Source organism: Herpetosiphonaceae bacterium, from assembly GCA_036374795.1.
Taxonomy (GTDB): domain Bacteria; phylum Chloroflexota; class Chloroflexia; order Chloroflexales; family Kallotenuaceae; genus LB3-1.
The window spans coordinates 1-21,186 of record DASUTC010000316.1 but is presented as its reverse complement, the minus strand read 5'-3'; the positions used below and the strand labels follow the sequence as shown (position 1 = coordinate 21,186).

General features: G+C 64.6%; 16 protein-coding genes and 1 tRNA gene. 9 read left to right on the top strand and 8 right to left on the bottom strand.

Annotation, left to right across the window (positions count from 1 at the left end; all coding sequences use genetic code 11):
- Positions 1–38: 38 nt before the first annotated feature.
- Positions 39–1,520: a hemolysin family protein gene (locus VFZ66_24580; GenBank protein ID HEX6292385.1), complete on the bottom strand. Its 1,482-nt coding sequence runs from the start codon at positions 1,518–1,520 to the stop codon at positions 39–41.
- Between the two features lie 302 nt (positions 1,521–1,822).
- Between VFZ66_24580 and VFZ66_24575 the strand changes: the two genes are divergently transcribed.
- From VFZ66_24575 to ruvX, 3 genes are all read left to right on the top strand, one after another.
- Positions 1,823–2,233: a hypothetical protein gene (locus VFZ66_24575; GenBank protein ID HEX6292384.1), complete on the top strand. Its 411-nt coding sequence runs from the start codon at positions 1,823–1,825 to the stop codon at positions 2,231–2,233.
- 304 nt (positions 2,234–2,537) lie between these two features.
- A complete protein-coding gene (locus VFZ66_24570) occupies positions 2,538–4,721 on the top strand; it encodes a baseplate J/gp47 family protein (GenBank protein ID HEX6292383.1) in 2,184 nt (727 codons plus the stop codon).
- Positions 4,721–5,197, top strand: coding sequence for a Holliday junction resolvase RuvX (gene ruvX, locus VFZ66_24565; GenBank protein HEX6292382.1), 477 nt, complete (start codon positions 4,721–4,723; stop codon positions 5,195–5,197). Before VFZ66_24570 ends, ruvX begins: the two co-directional genes overlap by 1 nt.
- Positions 5,198–5,282: 85 nt before the next feature.
- Here ruvX and VFZ66_24560 read toward each other — a convergent pair whose 3' ends face one another.
- Complete coding sequence (locus VFZ66_24560; protein ID HEX6292381.1) at positions 5,283–5,951, bottom strand: AIM24 family protein; 669 nt, start codon at positions 5,949–5,951, stop codon at positions 5,283–5,285.
- 126 nt (positions 5,952–6,077) lie between these two features.
- A complete protein-coding gene (gene aroB / locus VFZ66_24555) occupies positions 6,078–7,694 on the bottom strand; it encodes a 3-dehydroquinate synthase (protein ID HEX6292380.1) in 1,617 nt (538 codons plus the stop codon).
- 67 nt (positions 7,695–7,761) lie between these two features.
- On the opposite strand from aroB, the gene VFZ66_24550 reads away from it, so the two are divergent.
- Positions 7,762–7,836, top strand: a tRNA-Met gene (locus VFZ66_24550).
- A gap of 105 nt (positions 7,837–7,941) precedes the next feature.
- A complete protein-coding gene (locus VFZ66_24545; protein HEX6292379.1) occupies positions 7,942–8,664 on the top strand; it encodes a nucleotidyltransferase family protein in 723 nt (240 codons plus the stop codon).
- Between the two features lie 130 nt (positions 8,665–8,794).
- On the opposite strand, the gene VFZ66_24540 is transcribed toward VFZ66_24545, so the two are convergent.
- The gene (locus tag VFZ66_24540; GenBank protein ID HEX6292378.1) at positions 8,795–9,934 is read right to left on the bottom strand and encodes an alpha/beta hydrolase-fold protein; all 1,140 of its coding nucleotides are present in this window, start codon (positions 9,932–9,934) and stop codon (positions 8,795–8,797) included.
- A gap of 223 nt (positions 9,935–10,157) precedes the next feature.
- On the opposite strand from VFZ66_24540, the gene VFZ66_24535 reads away from it, so the two are divergent.
- From VFZ66_24535 to VFZ66_24525, 3 genes are all read left to right on the top strand, one after another.
- On the top strand, positions 10,158–10,355 hold the full coding sequence (locus VFZ66_24535) for a hypothetical protein (GenBank protein HEX6292377.1): 198 nt from the start codon (positions 10,158–10,160) through the stop codon (positions 10,353–10,355).
- A 37-nt stretch (positions 10,356–10,392) separates the two neighbouring features.
- On the top strand, positions 10,393–10,716 hold the full coding sequence (locus VFZ66_24530) for a hypothetical protein (GenBank protein HEX6292376.1): 324 nt from the start codon (positions 10,393–10,395) through the stop codon (positions 10,714–10,716).
- Positions 10,717–10,837: 121 nt separating this feature from the next.
- Positions 10,838–11,272, top strand: a complete 435-nt coding sequence (locus VFZ66_24525; GenBank protein ID HEX6292375.1) for a nuclear transport factor 2 family protein — start codon at positions 10,838–10,840, stop codon at positions 11,270–11,272.
- Between the two features lie 133 nt (positions 11,273–11,405).
- On the opposite strand, the gene hemL is transcribed toward VFZ66_24525, so the two are convergent.
- The 4 genes from hemL to VFZ66_24505 form a co-directional block, all read right to left on the bottom strand.
- Positions 11,406–12,692: a glutamate-1-semialdehyde 2,1-aminomutase gene (gene hemL, locus VFZ66_24520; GenBank protein ID HEX6292374.1), complete on the bottom strand. Its 1,287-nt coding sequence runs from the start codon at positions 12,690–12,692 to the stop codon at positions 11,406–11,408.
- A gap of 198 nt (positions 12,693–12,890) precedes the next feature.
- Complete coding sequence (locus VFZ66_24515) at positions 12,891–17,459, bottom strand: amino acid adenylation domain-containing protein (protein HEX6292373.1); 4,569 nt, start codon at positions 17,457–17,459, stop codon at positions 12,891–12,893.
- A 67-nt stretch (positions 17,460–17,526) separates the two neighbouring features.
- Complete coding sequence (locus VFZ66_24510) at positions 17,527–18,354, bottom strand: phytanoyl-CoA dioxygenase family protein (GenBank protein HEX6292372.1); 828 nt, start codon at positions 18,352–18,354, stop codon at positions 17,527–17,529.
- Between the two features lie 927 nt (positions 18,355–19,281).
- Positions 19,282–19,938 (bottom strand): JAB domain-containing protein, encoded by a 657-nt coding sequence (locus tag VFZ66_24505; protein HEX6292371.1) that lies wholly within the window; start codon positions 19,936–19,938, stop codon positions 19,282–19,284.
- 917 nt (positions 19,939–20,855) lie between these two features.
- Between VFZ66_24505 and VFZ66_24500 the strand changes: the two genes are divergently transcribed.
- A partial coding sequence (locus VFZ66_24500; protein HEX6292370.1) for a hypothetical protein occupies positions 20,856–21,186 on the top strand: 331 nt, incomplete at its 3' end.

The window sequence follows — 21,186 nt, the reverse complement described above, 5'->3', positions numbered from 1 at the left end:
TCCAAACACCATCAATCCGCTCCGACCAAAGGAGATGATCACATGCGACGATCCTGTCCCGTATCATTTCCGTCAGCGCTGCGAGGCGATTCTGGCGGCTGCGTACGGGCATCGGACGCGCCTGGATCGTCGGGGTGTGCGGCGGAGTGCGGCGGGGTGGGCCCTGGGAGCACCGCGCGGAGCGCCAGCGCAGCCTCGTTCTGCTCGCGCTCGACCTGCGGCCCCTGGCTGCGGATCAGCACCTTATCGATCCGCACGCCGTCCATATCCACGACCTCGAAGTACCAATCGCCGAGCGTCACCGTCTCGCCGGTCGTCGGAATATGCTCGAAGAGCGACAGCAGCAGCCCCGCAATGGTGTCGAAGGGCGGCAGCTCTGCCAGGTCCTCGCGCGGCGGCAGCCCCAGGCGGTGCTCGGCGTCGGCGTACGAGAGCAGCCCATCGACCAGGAAGGAGCCGTCGGCGCGGCGCACAACCATCGTATCGGCCTCGTCGTACTCGTCGGCAATATCGCCCATCAGCTCTTCCAGCACATCTTCCAAGGTGATCAAGCCCTCGATCTGCCCGTACTCGTCGATCACCAGCGCCAGGTGATGGCGCGTCTGCTTGAACTGCTGAAGCACCGCCGAGATGCGCTGGTGCTCCAGCACAAAGACGGGCGGGCGGATCAGCTCGGCAAGCTGCGGTGGCGGATCGGCATGGCCCTGCGTGGCGCGCAGGATATCCTTGGCGTAGAGCACCCCCTCGATTGTGTCGGGCGTGCCACGGTAGACCGGAATGCGCGAGTACTCCGACTCGATCACCCGCGCGACGATCTGATCGAACGGCAGCTCATAGGGCACGGCGAAGATCTCCGTGCGCGGCGTCATGATCGAGCGGGCGGTCGCGTCGGTAAAATCAAAGACGCGCTCGATCAGATCGCGCTCTGCCGCCTCCAGCGTACCGCCTTCTGTGCCCTCGCGGACCAGCGACAGGACATCTTCTTCGGTAACGTGCTCGGCCTCCTGCTGGTGACGGCCAAGCAGCCGCAGCACAGCCTCGGTGGAGATCGTGAGAAACCAGACCACCGGCGCGGCGATTCGTGAGATCAGGCGCATCGTCGGCGCGACCGCCGTGGCGATGTGCTCGGCCTGCTGGAGCGCGATGCGCTTCGGCACCAGCTCGCCCAGGATCAGCGAGAGATAGGTCAGCAGCAGCACCACCAGCGTCAGCGCGATCGGATGAGCGTACGCTCCGGCGAAAGGTTCAAGCGCCTCAGACAGCGGATCGGATAGGACATCGCCGCCGAATGCCGCCGCGAACGTTCCGATCAGCGTGATGCCAACCTGCACCGTCGCCAGAAAGCGGTTCGGCTCGTGCGCCAGATCGAGCGCCGTCTGCGCGCCCGTGCTGCCCTCCTCCGCGCGCTGCTGGAGCCGCCCGCGCCGCGCAGAAACCACGGCGATCTCAGAGGCGGCAAAAAAGCCATTGGCGATCATCAGCAGTACGATCAGCCCGAACTCCAGCCACACGATATCCATCAATACCTTCCTCCCACACCCGCCATGCCGACAGCATAGCGCTGCGCAACACGGTTGCCGCTATGTTCCTGTGGCAGGGCTGCGCCGTCCGTGGTGCCTCATGCTACAATGATAGCAGAGACGCACGGCACGTGCGCCTTTTACGTGCTGGCACGTCGGCAGGCCGGGGAATGAGAGCACAAAGGAACAAAGGCTTAAACCCTGTTCCTTGTTCCCATGCTCCCCGACCCCTGATCCCTCGCTTTGGGAGCGAGCGCCTGACGGAGAACCACAACAACCTTTATGAAAGGATGAGACAACGCATGGATGGACTTTACAGCGTGATCGTAACGATTCACAACATCTTTGGTGGCCTGACGCTGCTGCTGACGCTTGTCGCCGCCGTGATGCTCTTTGTCACCGCCCGCACCACGGCGCAGGGATCGGCGCTGGTGCTGCGCGCCGATCTGATCAGCGCATCGATTCAGGCAACGCTGGGTATCTTGCTGATCATTCTGGGCCTCATCATGGGCAATGGAGCTTATATCGGCGGTCTGTGGCTGCATTATATTTTCGGTATCGCAGCGGTTGGCGTCGTCTCGGCGATGGCCGCGCGGGCGCGGCGCGCTCCCGACAGCGAGGCGCGGCGCTATGGCGGTATTCTGCTGGGCGTGCTGCTGCTGGTGCTCGTCACCTTTATGATCGGCCAGTTCAAGTACAATCCATTGGTCTAGTCGCTGCCCATAGCCGATCGGCAGCGCCCTCTATCCTGGTATGCGATGGATAGAGGGCGTTTGCCTGCGAGCTGCCAGGCAGGGATAATATATGCTCTGGTACAAGAAGCATCGGGCGAGCTTACCTATAGCGTGAAACGATCGATGATTGATTTGCTAAATACCGAGGTTACGCTATCATACAACCACCGACAAAAGGTAGCCGAGATGACCCCTAGCCTGACACGAGAGGCGATCAGCATGGATGTCCCAGCGCTCATATGTATATTTTTCCTCCGTTTAGCTTCGCACAGCGAGGAACGCCGTGAGCAATAAACCGTCGAACGATCGCGGTGGACGCCGCCCCAGCGCGCGGATTGAGCCGTCACTGCCGCTGAGCCAGGTTGGCCGCGAGGAAGAGCCGCTGCTGATCCCGATTCCGCCACAGAGCAGCATCGAGGAGATTTGTAACCTCGTGCGCGGCGCGGGCGCGGCGCGGGTGGAGCTGCTGGTGCCGGATGGCACGCGCGCGCTCCAAAGCATCGCCGGAAACGAGATGCTCCGCGAGGCGGCGAAGGCATCGGGCGTGCGCGTGACGCTCTTCACGGCGGACGAGAAGACGACCGACGCGGCGCGCTTTGCCAAGCTGGACGTCGTCAGCGTCGGCGGCACGGTGGCCGCGCCGCGTCCGGGCGATACGCCTCGCCGCCCGACCGCCCAGCGTCCTGCGATCCAGCCGCCAACACCGCCGCTCACGCCGCGCCCGCCGACGCAGCCAGCCTCCGGCACGGCGCAGCCGACACGACAGGCCGCTCCGTCAACGCCGCTGGCAGCCTCGGATGCTGATTTTCTCTCACAGCTTGAGGCGATCGACCATGCGGCAGACGCGGAAGCGCCGCGCGTCCAGCGCTCCGAGCAGGGCGCGCTCTTGTACGATGTGCCGGGCGACATCGGCGTGCCCAGCCCCGCGCAGAACGACGCCGAGTGGCAGGCCGCCTTCGGCGAACTCGATACCGCCATGTCGCGCGCGCCGGAGGAAGAAGATCTACCGCCGCTGCCGCCGCGCCGCCGTCCACGGCGGGCCAGCGCGGATGATGTTGTGCGCGAGCGCGCTCCGCGTCCTTCGCTGCTGGGAGCGCTGCTTGGCGTGCTGCCGCAGCGCAGCCGGCGCGTCGCCGACGAGGCTGCCCCGCCAGATGACGAAGGCTTCCGCATGGCGCGTCCAGAGCGCACTGCCGAAGAAGTTGCCGCGCGGCGACGACAGTCGCGCACCTTGCTGCTAGGGCCGCTGCTGGCGCTGCTGCTGATCACTGGTCTGGTGCTGATCGTGCTCAGCTCGCAGGGATCGCTGAACTTCGGCGGATTCTGGAACAGCCTTGGCCTGGGCACGCCGCCGACGATCACGGTCGAGCCGCCGCTGAGCAGCACCGAGGCGGTCACGTTTACCGATCAGCTCGTGCCGCTCGTCGGCGAGCCGATCAATGACCCGGCCTCGATCAACGTGCAGGGCGTGGTCCTGACGGTGCCCGTCACGGTGACGGTGCAGGGAACGGCTGCCGGGAGAGCGGTAACGCCGATCGGCTTTGCTAAAGGCGGCGTCACGCTCCGTAACCAGACCTCGCAGCCGGTGACAATCCCGGCGGGCACGATCGTCGCGGCGGGCGGGCAAGAGTTCGTCTTCGACAACAATGTGACGGTGCCGGGCAGCCGCGATACCGGCGAGGCGCTGGTCTATGGCTTTGCCGATGGGACGCTCACGGCGCGGCTGCCCGGATCGCAGGGCAATATTCCGCCGGGCACGATCGTCGCGATACCGGGCTATACCAGCAGGCAGTTCACCGTCTCTCAGCCTGCGCCGTTTACCGGCGGCTCCGACGAAGAGGTGACGATTGTCTCGCCCGACGATGTAAGCCCGCTGCTGCCTCAGGCGCTGACCGATCTGTACGCCAGAGGCGTCACCGGGCTACAGGCGCAGGTGCAGGAGCGGCCCAATCTCTCGATCTCCGCCGGACAGATCACGCCGACCCAGGAGCTACTGAGGTCGCTGCCGCCTGAGGAATACTCCTCGGTCTTCCCGCCGATCGGCCAGGTGACGCAGGACGGCGCGTTCACGCTGCAAGTCTTCAGGACCTTCGAGGCGCTGGCAAATCCGAGCGACAGGCCGATCGACGCAGAGCTGCGACGGGCGATCCTCAACCTGATCCGCCAGCAGCGGCCCGATCTGGGGAGCGCCGAGATTTCGATCAACGGCTGGCGGCGCGGCGATCAAGGCTTGATCGTGGAGGCGGTCGCGGTGCCGCGCGGCGGCTACCAGGAGTTGCCGGAGTCCCTCCGCGAGGAGATCGCCCAGGCGATCCGGGGCAAGGCCCGCGATGAGGCCGAGACGTATCTGCGGCAGCTCGAAGAAGAGGGCCAGATCAGGGCCTTTGGCCTGCCCCAGGACTGGCAGACGGTGCCCGACAATGTGACGGTGACGGTCGACACGACGGCCTCCGGTGCGAGTCAGTGATGGTCGGCGGACGGATCATTGCCCTGGATGTGGGCGAGAAACGGATCGGCGTCGCGGCCTGCGATCCGAGCGGCATCGTGGTGCGGCCTGTGGGCGTGGTGCAGGCCGACCCGCGCGAGCGCGCGCTGGCGGAGATTCAGCGCATCGTCCACGACGAGGAAGCGGTGCTGGTGGTCGTCGGGCTGCCGCTGACGCTGCGCGGCGAGCACGGGCCGCAGGCGCAGCGCGTGGCCGATTTTGTGGAGAAGCTCAAGGCCGTCGTGACGGTGCCGCTGGTGATGCGTGACGAGCGCTTTACCAGCGTCGAGGCGCAGCGGATCATCGACGAGCGCGGCGGCAAGCGCAAGAAGCGCCGCCGGGGTGAGGTCGACGAGATTGCGGCGACGCTGATTTTGCAGGATTACTTGCAGGAGCTACAGATGCAGCGGCCCGCGCGGCCCCTGGATGAGGGCGATCTGCCGCATTGGGATGACTAGATCATGCGATGGCTCGTAGGGCCGTTGACAAGACGCTCAGGGCACGTCGATGACGTGCCCTGCGATCATAATCCTCCAGACATGTTTATCTCGCGCCTGGTGCCATCGTCATGCCTGTCATCAGGCGATAACGCCAGTACGGGATCGGCGCGATGAGGACCGTGCCGGTGCCCTCAAAGGTACTCACTAAACCTTCCCCTGATGACATCGAGCCGAACAGGGATTTCGCGGCACGCTCGATCCGGTATTTCAGGTTGCCGGTGCGGGCAATAACGAAGGTGCCATCCACAACCAGCTTATCGTTGATCAGGCGAAGTTCCTGCACATCGCCCTGCGCGATGACCACGACTTGCCCACGACCCCGAACCTTGGTCTGAAAATTGACCAATCCTTGCCCGCTGAGCAAGCTGGTGAGGGCACTGTCCCGATGCACATCGACGTCGACATCGCCATCGGAGGCCCAGTATGCCCCGCGCTCAAGAATCCAATCCTTGCCTTGCAGGTCGAACGCATGAAAATTGGCGAAAGATGGCTCCAGATAGACTTCGCCAGTGCCGGTGTAGGTCGGTCGAAAGATCGACTCGCCCGTTGCCATAGCCTTAAACAAGCCAGATGCCCCCGGACCGCGCGACTCCATGACGAGATCGCCGCGCATGTAGGACAAGGCTCCGGCTTCACTGCGGATAGTTTCATTCTGCAACGTCGCTTTCACCATCCGCACGCCTTCTTGTTCAAGGACGTCGAACTGTGCCATAGCTTGCCCATCTCCTTGACGAACCACACAGAATATTTCTCTGATACGTGGATCTCGTCTCCTGTGTTACACGAGCATGGAGCGGGGCCAGGCAAGCACCGCCGAACTCTATTTTTGGATGACCCTTCAATCCGTCGTCTCGCGCAGGCCGTCGAGCACCTCGGCGACCAGCTCGATCGGCACGTCGTCGCGTACAACTGTCGCGCCGATCCTGGTGGGCAGCACCCAGCGCACGCGGCTAGATCGCACCTTCTTGTCGCTGCCGAGCCGCTGGAGCACACATCCTGGATCGATCGTCGTTGGCAGGCGTGTGGGCAGGCCGAACGCCTCCAGCACGATACGCTGCTCGTCGAGCGCCGCCGGATCGAAGATTCCGAGCCGCGCGGCGATCGTCCCGGCGGCCATCATGCCGACCGCGATGGCCTCGCCGTGCCGCAGCGTGTAGCCGCTCTCCGCCTCGACCGCGTGGCCGATCGTATGGCCGTAGTTGAGCGTGATCCGACCGCCGTGCTCGCGCTCGTCGCCGCTGACGACGCGCACTTTATGCGCCGCCGCACGCTGGATCAGCGCGCCCGTGATCGGCTCCTCCAGGTCGAGCACGGCCTGGGCGTGCTGCTTGAGTTGTGAAAAGAGCTGCGGATCGCCGATGATGCCATGCTTGATCGCCTCGGCCCAGCCCGCCGCGCGCTCGGCGGTCGGCAGCGTCGGCAGCACGCTCGTATCGGCCAGCACCAGACGCGGCTGGTGGAACGCGCCGATCAGGTTCTTGCCCACCGCGTGATCGACGCCGGTTTTGCCGCCGATCGCGCTGTCGACCATCGCCAGCACCGTCGTCGGCAGTTGCACCACCGCAATGCCGCGCAGCACCGTCGCGGCGACAAAACCGGCCAGATCCCCGACCACGCCGCCGCCCAGCGCCAGCAGCACATCGCCGCGCTCGACGCTCTGCGCCAGCAGCCAGTCGTACACCTGACGCACGGTATCGAGCGTTTTATACTGCTCGCCCGCCGGAATCGCATGCACCCCGACCACATGATTGCGGCTGCGCAGCAGCTCGCACACGCGCCCACCATGCAGCGGAAAAACGGTCGTATCGCTGACGAGCCAGACCCGCCCGCGCAGCCCCAGACGTTCGAGCCAGCCGGGCAGCTCGGCGAGGAGATGATGACCCGCTCGCACGCTATACGTGCCGCCCGGCGTCGTCACCTGAAGGCCGTCGCTCTGCTCTGCCGCGCTTCTCAGGCTGCGGCCATGCAGAATCTCGTCCACCACCTGCGCGGGCGTTAGCCCGACGGTAACGATCGTCCAGTCCGCAATCGCGGCGTAGAGCGGCGCGCGACGCTCCGCCATCTGCGCCAGCCGCGTCGCAGGGCCATCGGCCAGCAGTGGCCGATCGGTGGTGCCGTCGAGCCGCGAGACAAGCGTTGCCGTGGGCGCGTGCAGCCAGACGGTGAAGGTGGTATTCCGCAGCCGCTCGCGATTCGCCGGATCTTCGACGATGCCGCCGCCGGTCGCGATCACCACGTGCTGCTGCTTAAGCGCCTCCATTAGCGCCTGCGACTCAAGATGCCGGAAGGCTGCCTCGCCCGTCTGCGCGATGATCTGCGCGATGGGCTGCTGCGCCCGCGCTTCGACCAGATGATCGGTGTCGATATAGCGCCAACCTAAGGACTCTGCCAGCAGACGGCCTACCGTGGTTTTGCCGCTGCCGCTGAGGCCGACCAGTGCGATTTTATGCTGCATAATGCTCTCGAAATGTTGTTGATTGGTTGCGAGACGTAGCGCTTTATGGTAGGATTGCTTGCACCGAGGGCCGCTAGCTCAACGGTAGAGCACTCGGCTCATACCCGATGGGTTCCGGGTTCGAATCCTGGGCGGCCCACCACTTGCTGACGATACGCCAGATATTTCTGGCGTATCGTTGTTTCGAGCGCTGCTTTGGCGCGAGCTACGTCAGATTCGCCAGTAGTCTAACACACACGAGGTGCTGATGAAAGCAATGGTGCTTGCGGCAGGTGCCGGAACCCGGTTGCAACCGCTGACCGACTCGATCCCCAAGCCGCTGCTGCCGATTCGCGGCGAGCCGCTGCTGGCGCATACGCTGCGCTGGCTCAAGCGCTACGACATTACCGATGTTGCGCTCAACCTGCACTATCTGCCTGAGGTGATTCAGGATCAGCTTGGCGACGGATCACAGCTTGGCATGAATCTGATCTACTCGTTCGAGCCGGAGCTGCTCGGCACGGCGGGCGCGGTCAAAAAGCTCGCCGCGCTCTTCGACGAGCCGTTTGTGGTGGTTTATGGCGATCTGCTGCTGGATGTCAACCTGCGGGCGCTGCTCGATTACCACCAGTCGCGGCGCGCGCTGGTGACGATCGGCCTCAAGCACACCGACGATCCGCCCTCACAGGGCATGATCGCCTGCGACTCGTCGGGGCGCGTGGTGCGCTTCGTCGAGAAACCGGCGGAGTGGTCCGACGCGCAGATGACCTCCAACGCCGGGGTGTATATCGTCGAGCCGGAGGCGCTTCAGCACGTCCCCGCCGATCGACCGTCCGACTGGGGCCACGACCTTTTTCCGCTGCTGCTCGCGGCGGGCCTGCCGATCTACGCGCAACTGCTCGACGGCGCGGTGATCGACATCGGTACGCTGGCGGCCTACGAGCAGGTGAAAGATACCGGGCTGCCTGGCCGGGAGCGGCTCGCCGATTGATCCTGCCGGGGCGTGATTCGGGGTGCCTTCGTGGGGACGACCCGCCGGGTTGCGCCATGACACGGCATCGCCATGCCCCTACGGTTCGAGCCACGGTGCTCCAGCCTACGGGATGGATCGCGCTGAGCGCTTACGCCCTGGCTCCGAGCGCGATCTCTTGCAGCGCTGGCATCGTCGCAGCCGATAGCTCCGGCTGTACCACTGGCCTGGGCGTCGCTCCATGCAGCAAGAAGTGGAGCGCGCCGCGCAGCCTGCCGCCCCACGCCGTTTCGCAGTGGCCCGCGTTGTGCTCCTCGACATACTGCAACTCCTGGCCGGGCCGGTAGCCCTTCCGCCGCAGCAGCGCGCACATCCGCCGCGCGTTCGCGACCGTCTCCCTGCCCTCGCGCGTGCCCACGTCCAGATACAGCCTGCCCGGCACGAACGCCGCCTGCCTCACCGCCGCGAAGAGCGCGCGGTCGGCGAACCACAGCGCGGGACTCATCACGCCCGCGAAGCCAAAGGTCGCGCTCTGAGCGAAGAAGCCGTAGAGGCTGATCAGGCCGCCCATCGACGAGCCGAAGATGCCGGTGTGCTCCCGGTCGCGCACCGTGCGGAAGGTGTCGTCGATCAGCGGCTTCAGGGTGTGGACAATGAATTCGAGATAGGCCGCGCCCTGCCCGCCGCCGCTCAGCCGATCGACGAAGGGGCTGTACTCGTCGCAGCGCCGCTCTTGCATGTTGGGAATGCCAACCACAATCGTCTCAAGGCCGCTCGCGCTGGCCGCTTCGAGCGTCTCGTCGACGGCCCACTCACAGCTAAAGCTGGTCGCGTCGTCGAAGAGATTCTGCCCGTCGTGCATGTACAGCACCGGATAGGCCCGATCACCCCGTTCGTACGATGGCGGCAGATAGACCAGAATATCGCGCTGGTTGCCAAGCTGCGGGCTCCAGACCTCCGGCAGCACCTTGAGCGTGCCCGTGACGGTATGGTATGGCGCGTCGGTATAATCCTGGTAGTCGCGCCAGGTGGGCTTGGTGCCCTCGCGCCGCCAGATGACGCGCCGGGTGTGCCGGTGGCGAATCTCACGCGCGACCTGCTTGATCTCCTCCGAAGTCCAGCCGCATCTGCCCCACGGCCCGCGCGCTGCAACCTGCCGGTCGCAGCCGGACGCGAAATCGGCTGCGAGCACCATCTCGATAAACTCGCCCGGCTGGATCTGCTGCCCTTCCAGAAAACACTTATGACCTGATGTATTCATCAGCAGGATACGTTGACCTGCACGTGACATCGTAAAGCTCCTTGAATGCCGGGCGCGCATTAAGCAATGCGCGTGCCATAAGCCGAAGGCAGTAGCGCTGGCGGCCTCCCGTTTGCTATGGCACGACTCTCAGCATACGGGCCTTGCGGCACGCATGGTGCTGAACATCTGAGGGAGCACGTGAGGAGAAGGAGCAGACGATGGCAGGCAAACCGCGCGCGTGCTAGCGTCTGTTAGCAGGAGGGAATGTGCGATGGTCATGACATACGACGAGGCGAATCGCCTCAAGGAGCAGATCGAGCGCGAGCATCCCGAAGTGACGTGTGAGGTGCAGCAGTACGAGCACGCCTGGCAGGTGCTGGTGCGGAATCCGCGCACCAACGAGCAATTCGGCATCGTCAGCCCGACCGACTGGCAGGATCGCTTGAACACGATGGAGGGCATCCGGTGAGACGGGCGTGCATGGCATATGATCGATGGAGCATACGATGAGCGTGAGACTTGAACAAGGTGGCCTGTACATTCTGCCGGATGCGCTGGCGGGAGCGTCCTATCTGATTCTGCAAGCCCAGCAGACAACGGGCGGCTGGCAGTTGGTCGAGTGCCACGCGACGCCCTTCGGCTCGGATCGATTCAAGGCGCGCGCTGTCGCCTCGGATGAGCAGGTGATCCGCTTCGATGTCGATGCGTCGGGGGCGCTGGCGCAGCGCGGCGGCGACGAGACGCAGCCCAGGCGCTTTACGCTGGCGAATCTGAGCCTGATCGGCTATCTGCGCGACGGGCAGTTTATCCCAACCGAAGAAGGGCTGTAGCGCGTGTTCAGGAAGGGGAATTTTTGGGGGACTCCCCCACACCCCCGGCCTGGCGGCGCGCGATCCCACTCCCGGCACAACGCTTGCTCACGTTCTCGCGACGTACGCAGAGGAGCGATGTATGGAGCGGCAACAGATCGAGCAGTTGGCCCAGGAGTTTATCGATGCGCTGCACGCGCTGGAGCAGGGCGATGTCCAGCAGGTCGATCGGCTGGTGACGCTGTTCGGCGACGACGCGCGCCTGACCAACGCGGCGCTGAAGCTGGCCGGAGAAGAGCGGATCGGGCAGGACGGCGCGCGGCAGTTCTGGACCGAGTATCGCCGCACGTTTGGCGAGGCGCACTCCGAGTTCTATCAGGTGACGGCCAACGCCGAGGCCGCCGGGCTGTTCTGGACGACCAAAGGCACGGGCAATGATGGACAACCGATGGAGTACGACGGCGTAAGCCTGCTGGTCTTCGACGAGCGCGGCAAGATCACCATGTTCCGAGGGTACTACGATACGCGCCAGTTGAGCCGTGAGGTCGGCGTGAGTCGGCAGCCGGGCAAGGGCTAGATCCGGGCGGCGCGAGGCGAGGCGTAGCAACGTGATCATGATCGGCAAATCGTGACGCGGGGCGTGCTTGTCGTGTCGGGGCGACGTTCATGGTCGCCCCGACCTATTTGCCCTCTCGAATACTGGATGCGGTTTAGCGCATACCCGGCATGATTGCCTGAGCCGCCTCAAGCGTCCGATCGATCAGCGCGTCGTCGTGGAGCGTGGAGAGGAAACCGGCCTCGAACTGCGACGGCGCGAAGTACACGCCCCGATCCAGCATCGCGTGGAAGAAGCGGGCGTAGCGCTGCGTATCGCACGCGCGCTTGGCCTCGGCGTAGCTGCGCACAGGCTCCGAGGCGAAGAAAAAGCCCAGCATCGAGCCGACCGCGCCGACCTGAAGCACAATATCGCTCTCGGCGGCGGCGGCGCGCAGCCCGTGTACAAGCCGCAATCCGGCCCGCTCCATCTGCTGGTACATCTCAGGCGTGAGCCGCCGCAGCGTGGCGATGCCCGCCGCCATTGCGAGCGGATTGCCGGAGAGCGTGCCCGCCTGGTACATCGGGCCGAGCGGCGCGACCTGCTCCATGATCGCCCGCTGCCCGCCGTAGGCCGCGCAGGGCAGCCCGCCGCCGACGACTTTGCCCAAACAGGTCAGATCGGGCTGGATGCCGAAGCGCTCCTGCGCGCCGCCCCGCGCCACGCGAAAGCCGGTCATCACCTCGTCGAAGATCAGCAGTGCGCCGTGCTGCCGGGCCAGATCGCGCAGACCTTGCAAGAAGCCCGGCTGCGGCTCGATCAGGCCCATGTTGCCTGCGACCGGCTCCACGATGATCGCCGCGATCTGCTCGCCGACCCGCGCGAACGCCTGCCGCACCGCGGCGAGGTCGTTGTACTCGACGGTGATCGTGTCCGCCGTCTGGCCGCTGGTCACGCCCGCGCTGGCGGGCAGCCCCAGCGTCGCAACGCCCGATCCGGCCTCGGTCAGCAGGAAGTCGGCGTGGCCGTGGTAGCCGCCCGCGAACTTCAGGATCTTGGCGCGTCCGGTGTAGGCGCGCGCCAGCCGCAGCGCGCTCATGGTGGCCTCGGTGCCGGAGTTGACGAAGCGCACCATCTCGATGCTCGGCACGATCTCGCAGACCAGCTGCGCCAGCTCAGTCTCTAGCTCTGTGGGCGCGCCATAGCTGGTGCCCTTCACCGCCTGCGACGTGATCGCCGCGATCACGGCGGGCTGCGCGTGGCCCAGGATCATCGGCCCCCACGAGAGCACATAGTCGATATAGCACTGCCCGTCGATGTCGAAGATGTACGGTCCCTGCGCGCGCTCGATGAAGCGCGGCGTGCCGCCGACGGACTTAAACGCGCGTACGGGGCTGTTGACGCCGCCGGGAATATACTGCTGCGCTGCGGCAAATGCCGCCTCGGATCGGGTGGTATCCATTGATCTCCCCTCGCATGACTATCTGGTACCACTGTGCGATGGGCACAGGCACGCATGATAGCACCAGGCGTCCATGCGGGGCAATCCGGTTGGCAGGCCGTTACCGCAAAACCCCTCTCCTATCGCAATGGGAGAGGGGTGGTCGGGTGCCCTTTGGGCGGCGATTAGGGTGACGGCCAATCTCACCTACAGATTCGATCACACCTCCGGCAGCGACGCGACCGCCTCGCTCTCCACGGCACCGCCAGCGACAAAGCTTCGCCCTGCCGTGGCAAAGACGCGCAGCGCGCTGGTAAAATCGCTGACGACCTTCTGGATCGTCTCACGGCGATGCACGTTTTGGCTGTAGTGGAAGACCATCATCAGCCGTCCCTGCACCACCTGCCCATGGATGAAGAGCACGGTAAATCGGTTGCCGTTCGGGCTGAGCAGCGGCCCGGTCGGCTCCTGGGCCATATGGCGAAAGATCGCGGAGTTCGCCACGACCTGATCGAACTGGCCGAAGTAGTTGAGCATGACCTCGGCCTGTGGCAGCGCTTGCAGCCGCTCTCTGATCGCGGCATCCTCCGACATATAGCGCAGCATGCCGTAGCCCACGCCGCGCCGGGGAATCTGCCGCATCTGATCCCGCACCAGCGGCAGGGCGTCGAGCGGCGTTGCAGCCGCGCGCAGATCGAGCAGCACCGGCGAGATCGACGGGCACCAGCCGACGGTGCGAGTCATATCCACGTCGTCGAAAAGATCCTCGCGTCCGTGGCCTTCCAGGTCGATCAGCACATGCGGCGAGCCGGTCCAGGTCTTGATCGCGTAGCTCAGCGCGGCCATCAGCACATCGTTGATCCGCGACTGGTACGCCTTGGGTACGTCCTGAAGCAGCGCTTGCGTCTCCTCGACGCTCAAGATCATCTGGAGCAGGCGGGTAGAGGCGGTCGAATTCTCGCCGTCGGGAACGTCGCGCGGCAGAGGCGTGAAGGGCACATCGCCGATCGAAAGCCAGTGCGCGAGCTCCTGCCTGAGCGTCTCGGATTGCGCGTGCTCGCTGAGTCGCTCGGCCCAGCGCTGATACGAGGTCGTCTTGGGCGGCAGCGCGATCGGCTGTCCCGCGCTGAGCTGGCGATAGGCGGTCTGCATATCTTCCAGCAGCACGCGCCAGGAGAAGGCATCGACGATCAGATGATGCATGACCATGTAGAGCCGTCCGGGCCGATCCGCGCCGAAGTTGAAGAAGACGGCGCGAAACAGCGGTGGCTCTGCCAGATTCATGCTGAATTGCAGCCGCGTCGCGGCCTGCTCGACCGCCGCAAGCTGCTCGGCGGGCGCTGCATCCGACAGATCGATCACCGAGAACGGCACCGGCGCGCCCGGCTCGGCGCTGACCTGCTGCCACCTGCCGTCTTCGTAGAAGTAGCGCATGCGCAGCGCGTCGTGATGCACGACGAGATGCTGGATGATCCGGTCGAGCAGATCCGGGTCGACGTCCGGCTGTGTTTCGAGCAGCACGTCCATGTTCCAGTGATGAACATCGGCGCGAACCTTGTGGAAGAACCAGTGCTGGATGGGCGTGAGCGGCACCGGGCCGGTGACAAGCGCCTGTGACGCCGCGACGCCAGATGTGGTACCGGCGACGGTCGCAAGCTCGGCGATCGTGGCATGGTCGAAGACCTGCTTCACCGTCAGGTGAATCCCGGCCTGCGCCGCTCGTGAGACGACCTGAAGCGTGATGATCGAGTCGCCGCCCAGCTCAAAAAAGTTGTCGTGTACGCCCACCTGCTGCACGCCGATCGCCTGCATCCAGATCTCGGCCAGCTTCCGCTCAAGCTCGGTTCGCGGCGCGACATACGTATCGCGCAGCTCAGGCCGCGCGCTGTCGGGCGCTGGCAGCGCTTTGCGATCGACCTTGCCGTTGGTGTTCAGCGGCAGCGCGTCCAGCTTGACAAAGACCGACGGTACCATGTAGTCGGGCAGGCGCTGCTTCAGAAACAGCCGCAGATCGCTGGTGGTCGGGCCGGGTGTTTCCATGGGGACGACATATGCCACCAGCCGATGATGGCCCGTCGTATCGGCGCGCGCGACGACCACACACTCGCGGATCGCGGGATTGCGGCCCAGGACCACCTCGACTTCGCCCGGCTCGACGCGGAAGCCGCGAATCTTGACCTGATGGTCGGCGCGGCCCAGGAACTCGATGTTGCCGTCGGGCAGGTAGCGCGCCAGATCGCCCGTGCGGTAGAGCCGCCCGCCCGGAGTCGCGCCGAACGGATCGGGCACGAATCGCTCGGCGGTCAGGTCGGGCCGTCCGATGTAGCCGCGCGCAAGCTGCGCGCCGCCAAGATAGACCTCGCCGGGCACGCCGATCGGCACCGGGTGCATCTGCGGATCGACCAGATAAACCTGCGTGTTGGCGATCGGCCTGCCGATCGGCGGGCGCTTCGGCCAATCGGCGGTCGCGCGGGGCAGATCGTAGGCTGTCACCACATGCGTCTCCGAGGGGCCGTACTCGTTGTGCAGGGCACACTCCGGCAGCCGCTCGAACATCTCGACGAGCGCGGGCGTGAGCTGCAACTGCTCGGAGCCCGCGATCACATGGCGCAGACGGCAGGCGGCTGCATCGACCGAGCGAAAGCCCTCGGCGACCTGCTGAAGCGCGACCGCCGGAATGAACAGCCGCTCAATCGCCTGCGCGCAGAGCACCTGGCTCAGGCCGACGACATCGCGGCGCACATCCTCGGAGATGCCGACGACAGTGCCGCTGAGCGCCCATGTGCTGAAAAGATCCTGAAACGATACGTCGAAGCTCAGCGAGGCGAACTGAAGCGTCCGCGCGCCGGGCTGGAGATCGGTGTGCCGTAGCTGCCAGTCGAGCAGATTGAGCAGCGCCCGGTGGGTCATCCCGATGCCTTTGGGCGTGCCGGTCGAGCCCGATGTGTAGGTGATGTACGCGATCTGATCGGGATGCGTCGCCAAGTCAGGGTCGCTCGACGGAGCGGCGGCGATCTGTGCCCCGTCCCGATCGAGACACAGCCGCAGGGTCGGCTGCTCCGGCAGCGTGTCGAGCCAGCGCTGCTGCGTCAGCAGCACGCCAACCTCAGCGTTGGCGATCATGAACGCGAGCCGCTCCTGGGGATAGTTGGGATCGAGAGGCACGTAGGTACCGCCCGCTTTGAGCACGCCCAGCACGGCGATAAGCTGCTCGACGCAGCGCTCCATGCAGATCCCGACGCGGCTTTCGGGCCGCAGCCCCAGCCCCAGCAGATGCCACGCCAGCCGATTCGCCTGCCGGTTCAGCTCGTCGTACGTCAGGCGCGCATCCTCGAAGATCAGCGCCAGCGCGCCGGGGATGCGCCGCGCCTGCGCCTCGAAGATCCCATGGATCGACGTTGGCTCGATCGCGGGCGCGGCCTGAGTCTGGTTCCAGCCGACGAGAATCTGCCGCCGCTCGGCCTCGGTCAGCAGGTGGACATCCATGAGACGCTGCGCGGGCTGGTGGGCGATCTGCTCCAGCAGCGTCGCGAGATGCCCAAGCATCCGGTCGATCGTCGCGGGATCGAAGCGATGGCGGGCGTAGCCGATGCGTAGCTCAAGCTGCGCTCCCGGCTGCGCCTTGATCGTCAGCGGGTAGCTCGTCGGCTCGATCATCTGCGTCTCGCGCAGCGTCAGCGCATGGCCCGACTCCTCGGCAAAGGCGCTGGTCAGCGGAAAGTTCTCGAAGACGAAGATGCTGTCGAAGAGCGACGTGCCCCCAGGAACAGCGCTCCATTTCTGGACCTGCGCCAGGGGGCTGTACTCGTACTGTTGCAGCTCGAACTGCTGCGCCTGGATCGACCTGAGCCATTCGAGCAGCGGCAGCTCAGGAGCGAGCCGCACCCGCAGCGGCAGCGTGTTGATGAACAGGCCGATCATTGACTCGACGCCGGGCAGATCCGCGGGACGACCGGAGACGGTCACGCCGAAGACGAGATCCTGCTCGCGGCTGTACCGGCTCAGCACCAGCGACCACGCGCCTGCGACGAGCGTGCTGAGCGTGAGATGCTCCTGCCGCACCAGCTCTTGCAGCGCCTGGGTGGTTGCCGACGATAGATGGAGCGTCTGCTGGTCGTAGCCCTCAGGCTGCTCCGTCGCACGATCGACCTGGAGCGGCGTCGGCGCGGTAAAGCCTGCCAGCGTTCTGCGCCAGTACTGCTCGGCCTGCGCCAGGTCTTGCTGCCGCAGCCAGGTGATATAGTCGCGGTAGGGCCGCCGCCGCTTCAAGCGGGGCTGCTGATGGCGAGCAAACGCCGCGTAGCAGGTGGCGACCTCCTGCTCCAACAGCGGGATCGACCAGCCATCCAGCAGCAGATGATGGTAGCAGCCCACGCAGCGATAGCGATCGTCCGTGAGCTGCATCACCGCCACGCGCATCAAGGGTGCCTGCTCCAGAGCAAAGCCCCGGCTGCGCTCGGCTTGCAGATAGGCTGCCAGGCGCGCTGCCTGCTCGGCCTCCGGCATCCCGCGCCAGTCGTGATACGCGAAGGGCAGCGCGGCCTGACGCTGGACCACCTGCAACGGCTCGTCCAGATCTTCCCAGAAGAAGGCCGTGCGCAGGATCGCGTGCCGATCGACGACGTACTGCCACGCGCGCTGGAAGACCGCCGGATCGAGCGTGCCGGAGAGTAGCCAGTTGAACTGCTCGAAGTACGCGCCCGACTCAGGCTCGTACAGGCTGTGGAATAATAGCCCCTGCTGGATCGGTGAGAGTTTATAGATGTCTTCGACGTGTTCCGGGCTCATCAAAAAAGCTCCCTGTGGCTTCTGGTAGAACCGGCGTCAGCCGGGTGCAGATCGTCCGTGAGGCGATTTAGCGCTGTGCCATCGGCAGCGCATCGACGAGCGGCACAAGCGGGCGAAAATCACGGCTTGCCAGGAAGTCCGGGCGCGGACGCTCAACCGGCAGCAGCGCGTTTGCCACGCTGTTGTACGACACGATCACGATCGTGCGGTCGAACGGCGACATGTTCTGCGACGATCCGTGCGCGATGTTCGAGTCGAAGAACAGCACCGAGCCGCGCGGCCCCTTGGGTGCGACGATGCCGTGCCGCGATGCCAGCTTGGCGACGGTGGCTTTGTCGAGCGAGTGCTTGATCTTGGTGGTGAGGTTCGCCATCCAGGCGGGCGCGCCCGCTTCGAGCAGCTCCGCCTCGTCGCGTATAAAATCCTCGACATCGGCATCTTTGTGCGAGCCTGGGATCAGCAGCAGCGGGCCGTTGAACTCGTTGACCTCATCCAGAAACACGACGACGTTGAGCGCTTGCACGCCGGGCATGCCATCCTCATGATGCCAGGTATCGTAATCGCGGTGCCACTCCCACATCTCGCCGCCAAAGGCCGCTTTGACGTTGATCTTGAACTGGTGAATATACACATCGCCGCCGAGGATCTCCATCGTCGGCTCCAAGATGCGCGGGTCGCGCGCCAGCCGATCGAAGACCGCGCTGGTGCTGTGCGAGCCGTACACGGAGCGCACCGCGGAGCCGTCCTGCTCCAGCACCCGCCGGGGAGACTCTTCGGCATACAGCACCGGCAGCTCCGCCTCCATCGCCGCGACTTCCGCGCCTGAGTAGAACTCAGGCAAAAAGAGATAGCCATTGTCCTGGTAGAACTGGATGTGTTCGCGCGTGATGTACATTACAGTGACCTCCTTAAAAAATAGACCGAACGTGACACCTGTATGTGGAGACGAGAGCGTGATTGCAACATGTGGGACGCCGATGCTCGTGCCCGCTGGCGACAGGGCGCTGCCGCAGCCCGGTGTGACACATCGCCGCTACCTATCTCAATGCTGTTCGACGGGATGTATCTGGATATAACCTCATGCTGACGTACGGATGCGGACAGCTCGGCGCTCGCGAATAGTGGGAGTTGATGTGCTTCGGGAACCTCACGGGGCTGGTAGCGCATGCGTTCAGCATGGGCAGTGTCGGCTGATAGGCGGGCTTGCACTTTCCACGATGGACCGATAGTGTGCGGCTGAGAGGTGGGCTTGCACCTTCCAGGATGGACCGATGGTATGGTGGCCGATAGGCAGATTTCCGCGATCTCTCTGAAGAAGGAGACAGTGGCAAGATCTGGTTATGTTAGGATTCGTCGGGACCTTGAGCGATCTCCGGCGCGAGAATCCACGCGAATCTGTGGTAAAGATGGCCGATGAAGCTGCTTCTCGGCAGTGTCCGGCTTGAGCAACGCCCGCACGGCTGACGCTGCTCTTGATTCCACAGGATGACAACCTACGGTATGACGAGCTTCGTATCAGTGGGTGTCATCCCTCGAACCCGGTACCGCATGATCTGTTACCGTATGTTTACATTTTGTATGACGGTGCGTGTTCTGTCAAGAGTCGTAAACACCTTCCGCATATGGGCCGGAGGCCCTCTCCCCGCGCCGGGGTGCCATGCCCGGAGGGCACCCGGCCTGGCACCCGCCCTCTCCCACTGCGGCAGGAGCGGGGGAGTGACGCGGAACAACACAACCCCGCTCCTGCATCGCGAAGGCGGAGGCCCGCCTGAGCGCGGGGGCTGAGCGCAGCGAAGCGGGGTGAGGGCCTCTGCTCCCCGCCTCACTTGTCGCGCGGAGCCTGGCCCACCGGGTACCATGTCCAGTCGAGCATGACCTTCGCCGTTTTGCCCGCCGGTATGGCCTGTTTGAAGACGAGGCTCTGCTGGCGCAGGCTGACCCACGTGCCGCGCCCGATGATCAGATGATCGAGCACCTGGATGCCCAGCATGTCGCCCACGAGGATCATCTGCTCGGTGAAGATGAGATCCTCCTCCGAGGGTTCGGGATCGCCCGAAGGGTGGTTGTGCGCCAGGATCACCGAGGCGCTGTTGTGGCGAAACGCCTCGCGCAGGAGCTCGATCGGGCGGGTGACGATCGCGTTGACCGTGCTCTGATAGACGGCGTGGATCGTCTGGATCTGGCCTTTGGTGTTCAGGCAGATCACGCGAATCTGCTCCTGCGCCAGCAGCCCCATCTCCACCAGCAGCAGCGCGGCGACATCATCGGGCGTGGCGATCTGCTCGGCGGGCGCGGGGTGCAGCAGCGCGGACAGCACGTTGAGCATGGCGCGCACGTCGGCGGGCGGGTGATCGGTGCGCAGCGCGGCTTCGAGCGCCCGGCTCTGGCAGGCGACGAGGTGCCGAAGCTGGTGGATGTTGATGTAGGGCACGAGCGCCTCGCGCAGCAGCTCGGCGTCGGAGCGTTTGCGGCGCGGCATCACAGCACCTCGGAGCGAGAACGCAGCACAGGAAACAAAGCACAGCAGGCGAGGCGGGCGGGATGGTCTGCGGGCGCGGGGAAACAAGCCGCGCATGGTACAATCGTCAGTACGGCCATGAAAGTTCGGCCTTTCCTGGTCTGAGGTTCGTCCCTGGTGGGGAAACGCACCGGGGGCGAACTGCTTATTCGATTATGCGCGATTATATACCGTCGAACGCTTGTTTGTCTAGCGTCAAAGATCCGCAAAACAAGGCACATTCGGCGGCCTCGGCAGCGAGATTCCCTGCCGGGATGCGGCTGAATCGCAGGCGGAAAATAAGCGAATTTTTGGGAAGGCCCTCGCTCCGCTCAGCACCCCTCTCCCATTGCCATAGGAGAGGGGCTGTGTTGCCCCGCGTCACTCCCCCTCTCCTATGCCGTTAGGCGATGGGAGAGGGGGCCGGGGGGTGAGGGCCTGCATACACCATCATCACGCCCCACCACCCCAATCGATCGAACATCCGCCGTTCTACCATGCGGGCACACGGCTGCGCATGTCATGCGCACGGCTGATGATGCTATGCGCACGGCTGCCCATATCATACACACACATGATTATGCTTCGCACAGGCATGTGAATCCTTCGCACAGGCATGTGAATCCTTCGTACATGTGTGTGAATCGTATGTACACGGCTGCGCACCCGGCGCGACACTGATCAATCTCTCTCCGATCGGTGGTGCCATTCCCAAATGGCACCCGGCAAACAACGCCCCCGATGTGAAGCCTATAGCGCTATGACCCTATGGTTTGCTCATAGAGAGTCTATCGGGCCATAAACGATCGAAGTGCATCTCTTTACAATTCTCTTCACCCCCTAATGCAATCGTCCGGCACAGCACCGCCAATCACATCCAACGTTGCAAAGGGATCGTCGTGCCTGCGTCGAAGCTTTCCCGCCCGCTTGCCAGCTACTACGATAAGCTGCGTTCGTACGATCACCAGAGCGTTTCCAACGAAGGCGCAACCCGCGCCGCATTCCATGCGCTGCTGGAAGATATTGGTCGGCAGTATAATTTCACCGTGCTCGGCGAGCAGCCGATTCGCCTGCCCAACAGGCGCACGATCCGCGTGGACGGCGAGATCAAAGATCAGTTCAAGATCCGGCGCGGCGTGTGGGAGGCGAAAGATACTGCTGACGATCTCGACATTGAGATCCGCAAGAAGATTGCGGCGGGCTATCCTACCAATAACACGATCTTCGAGA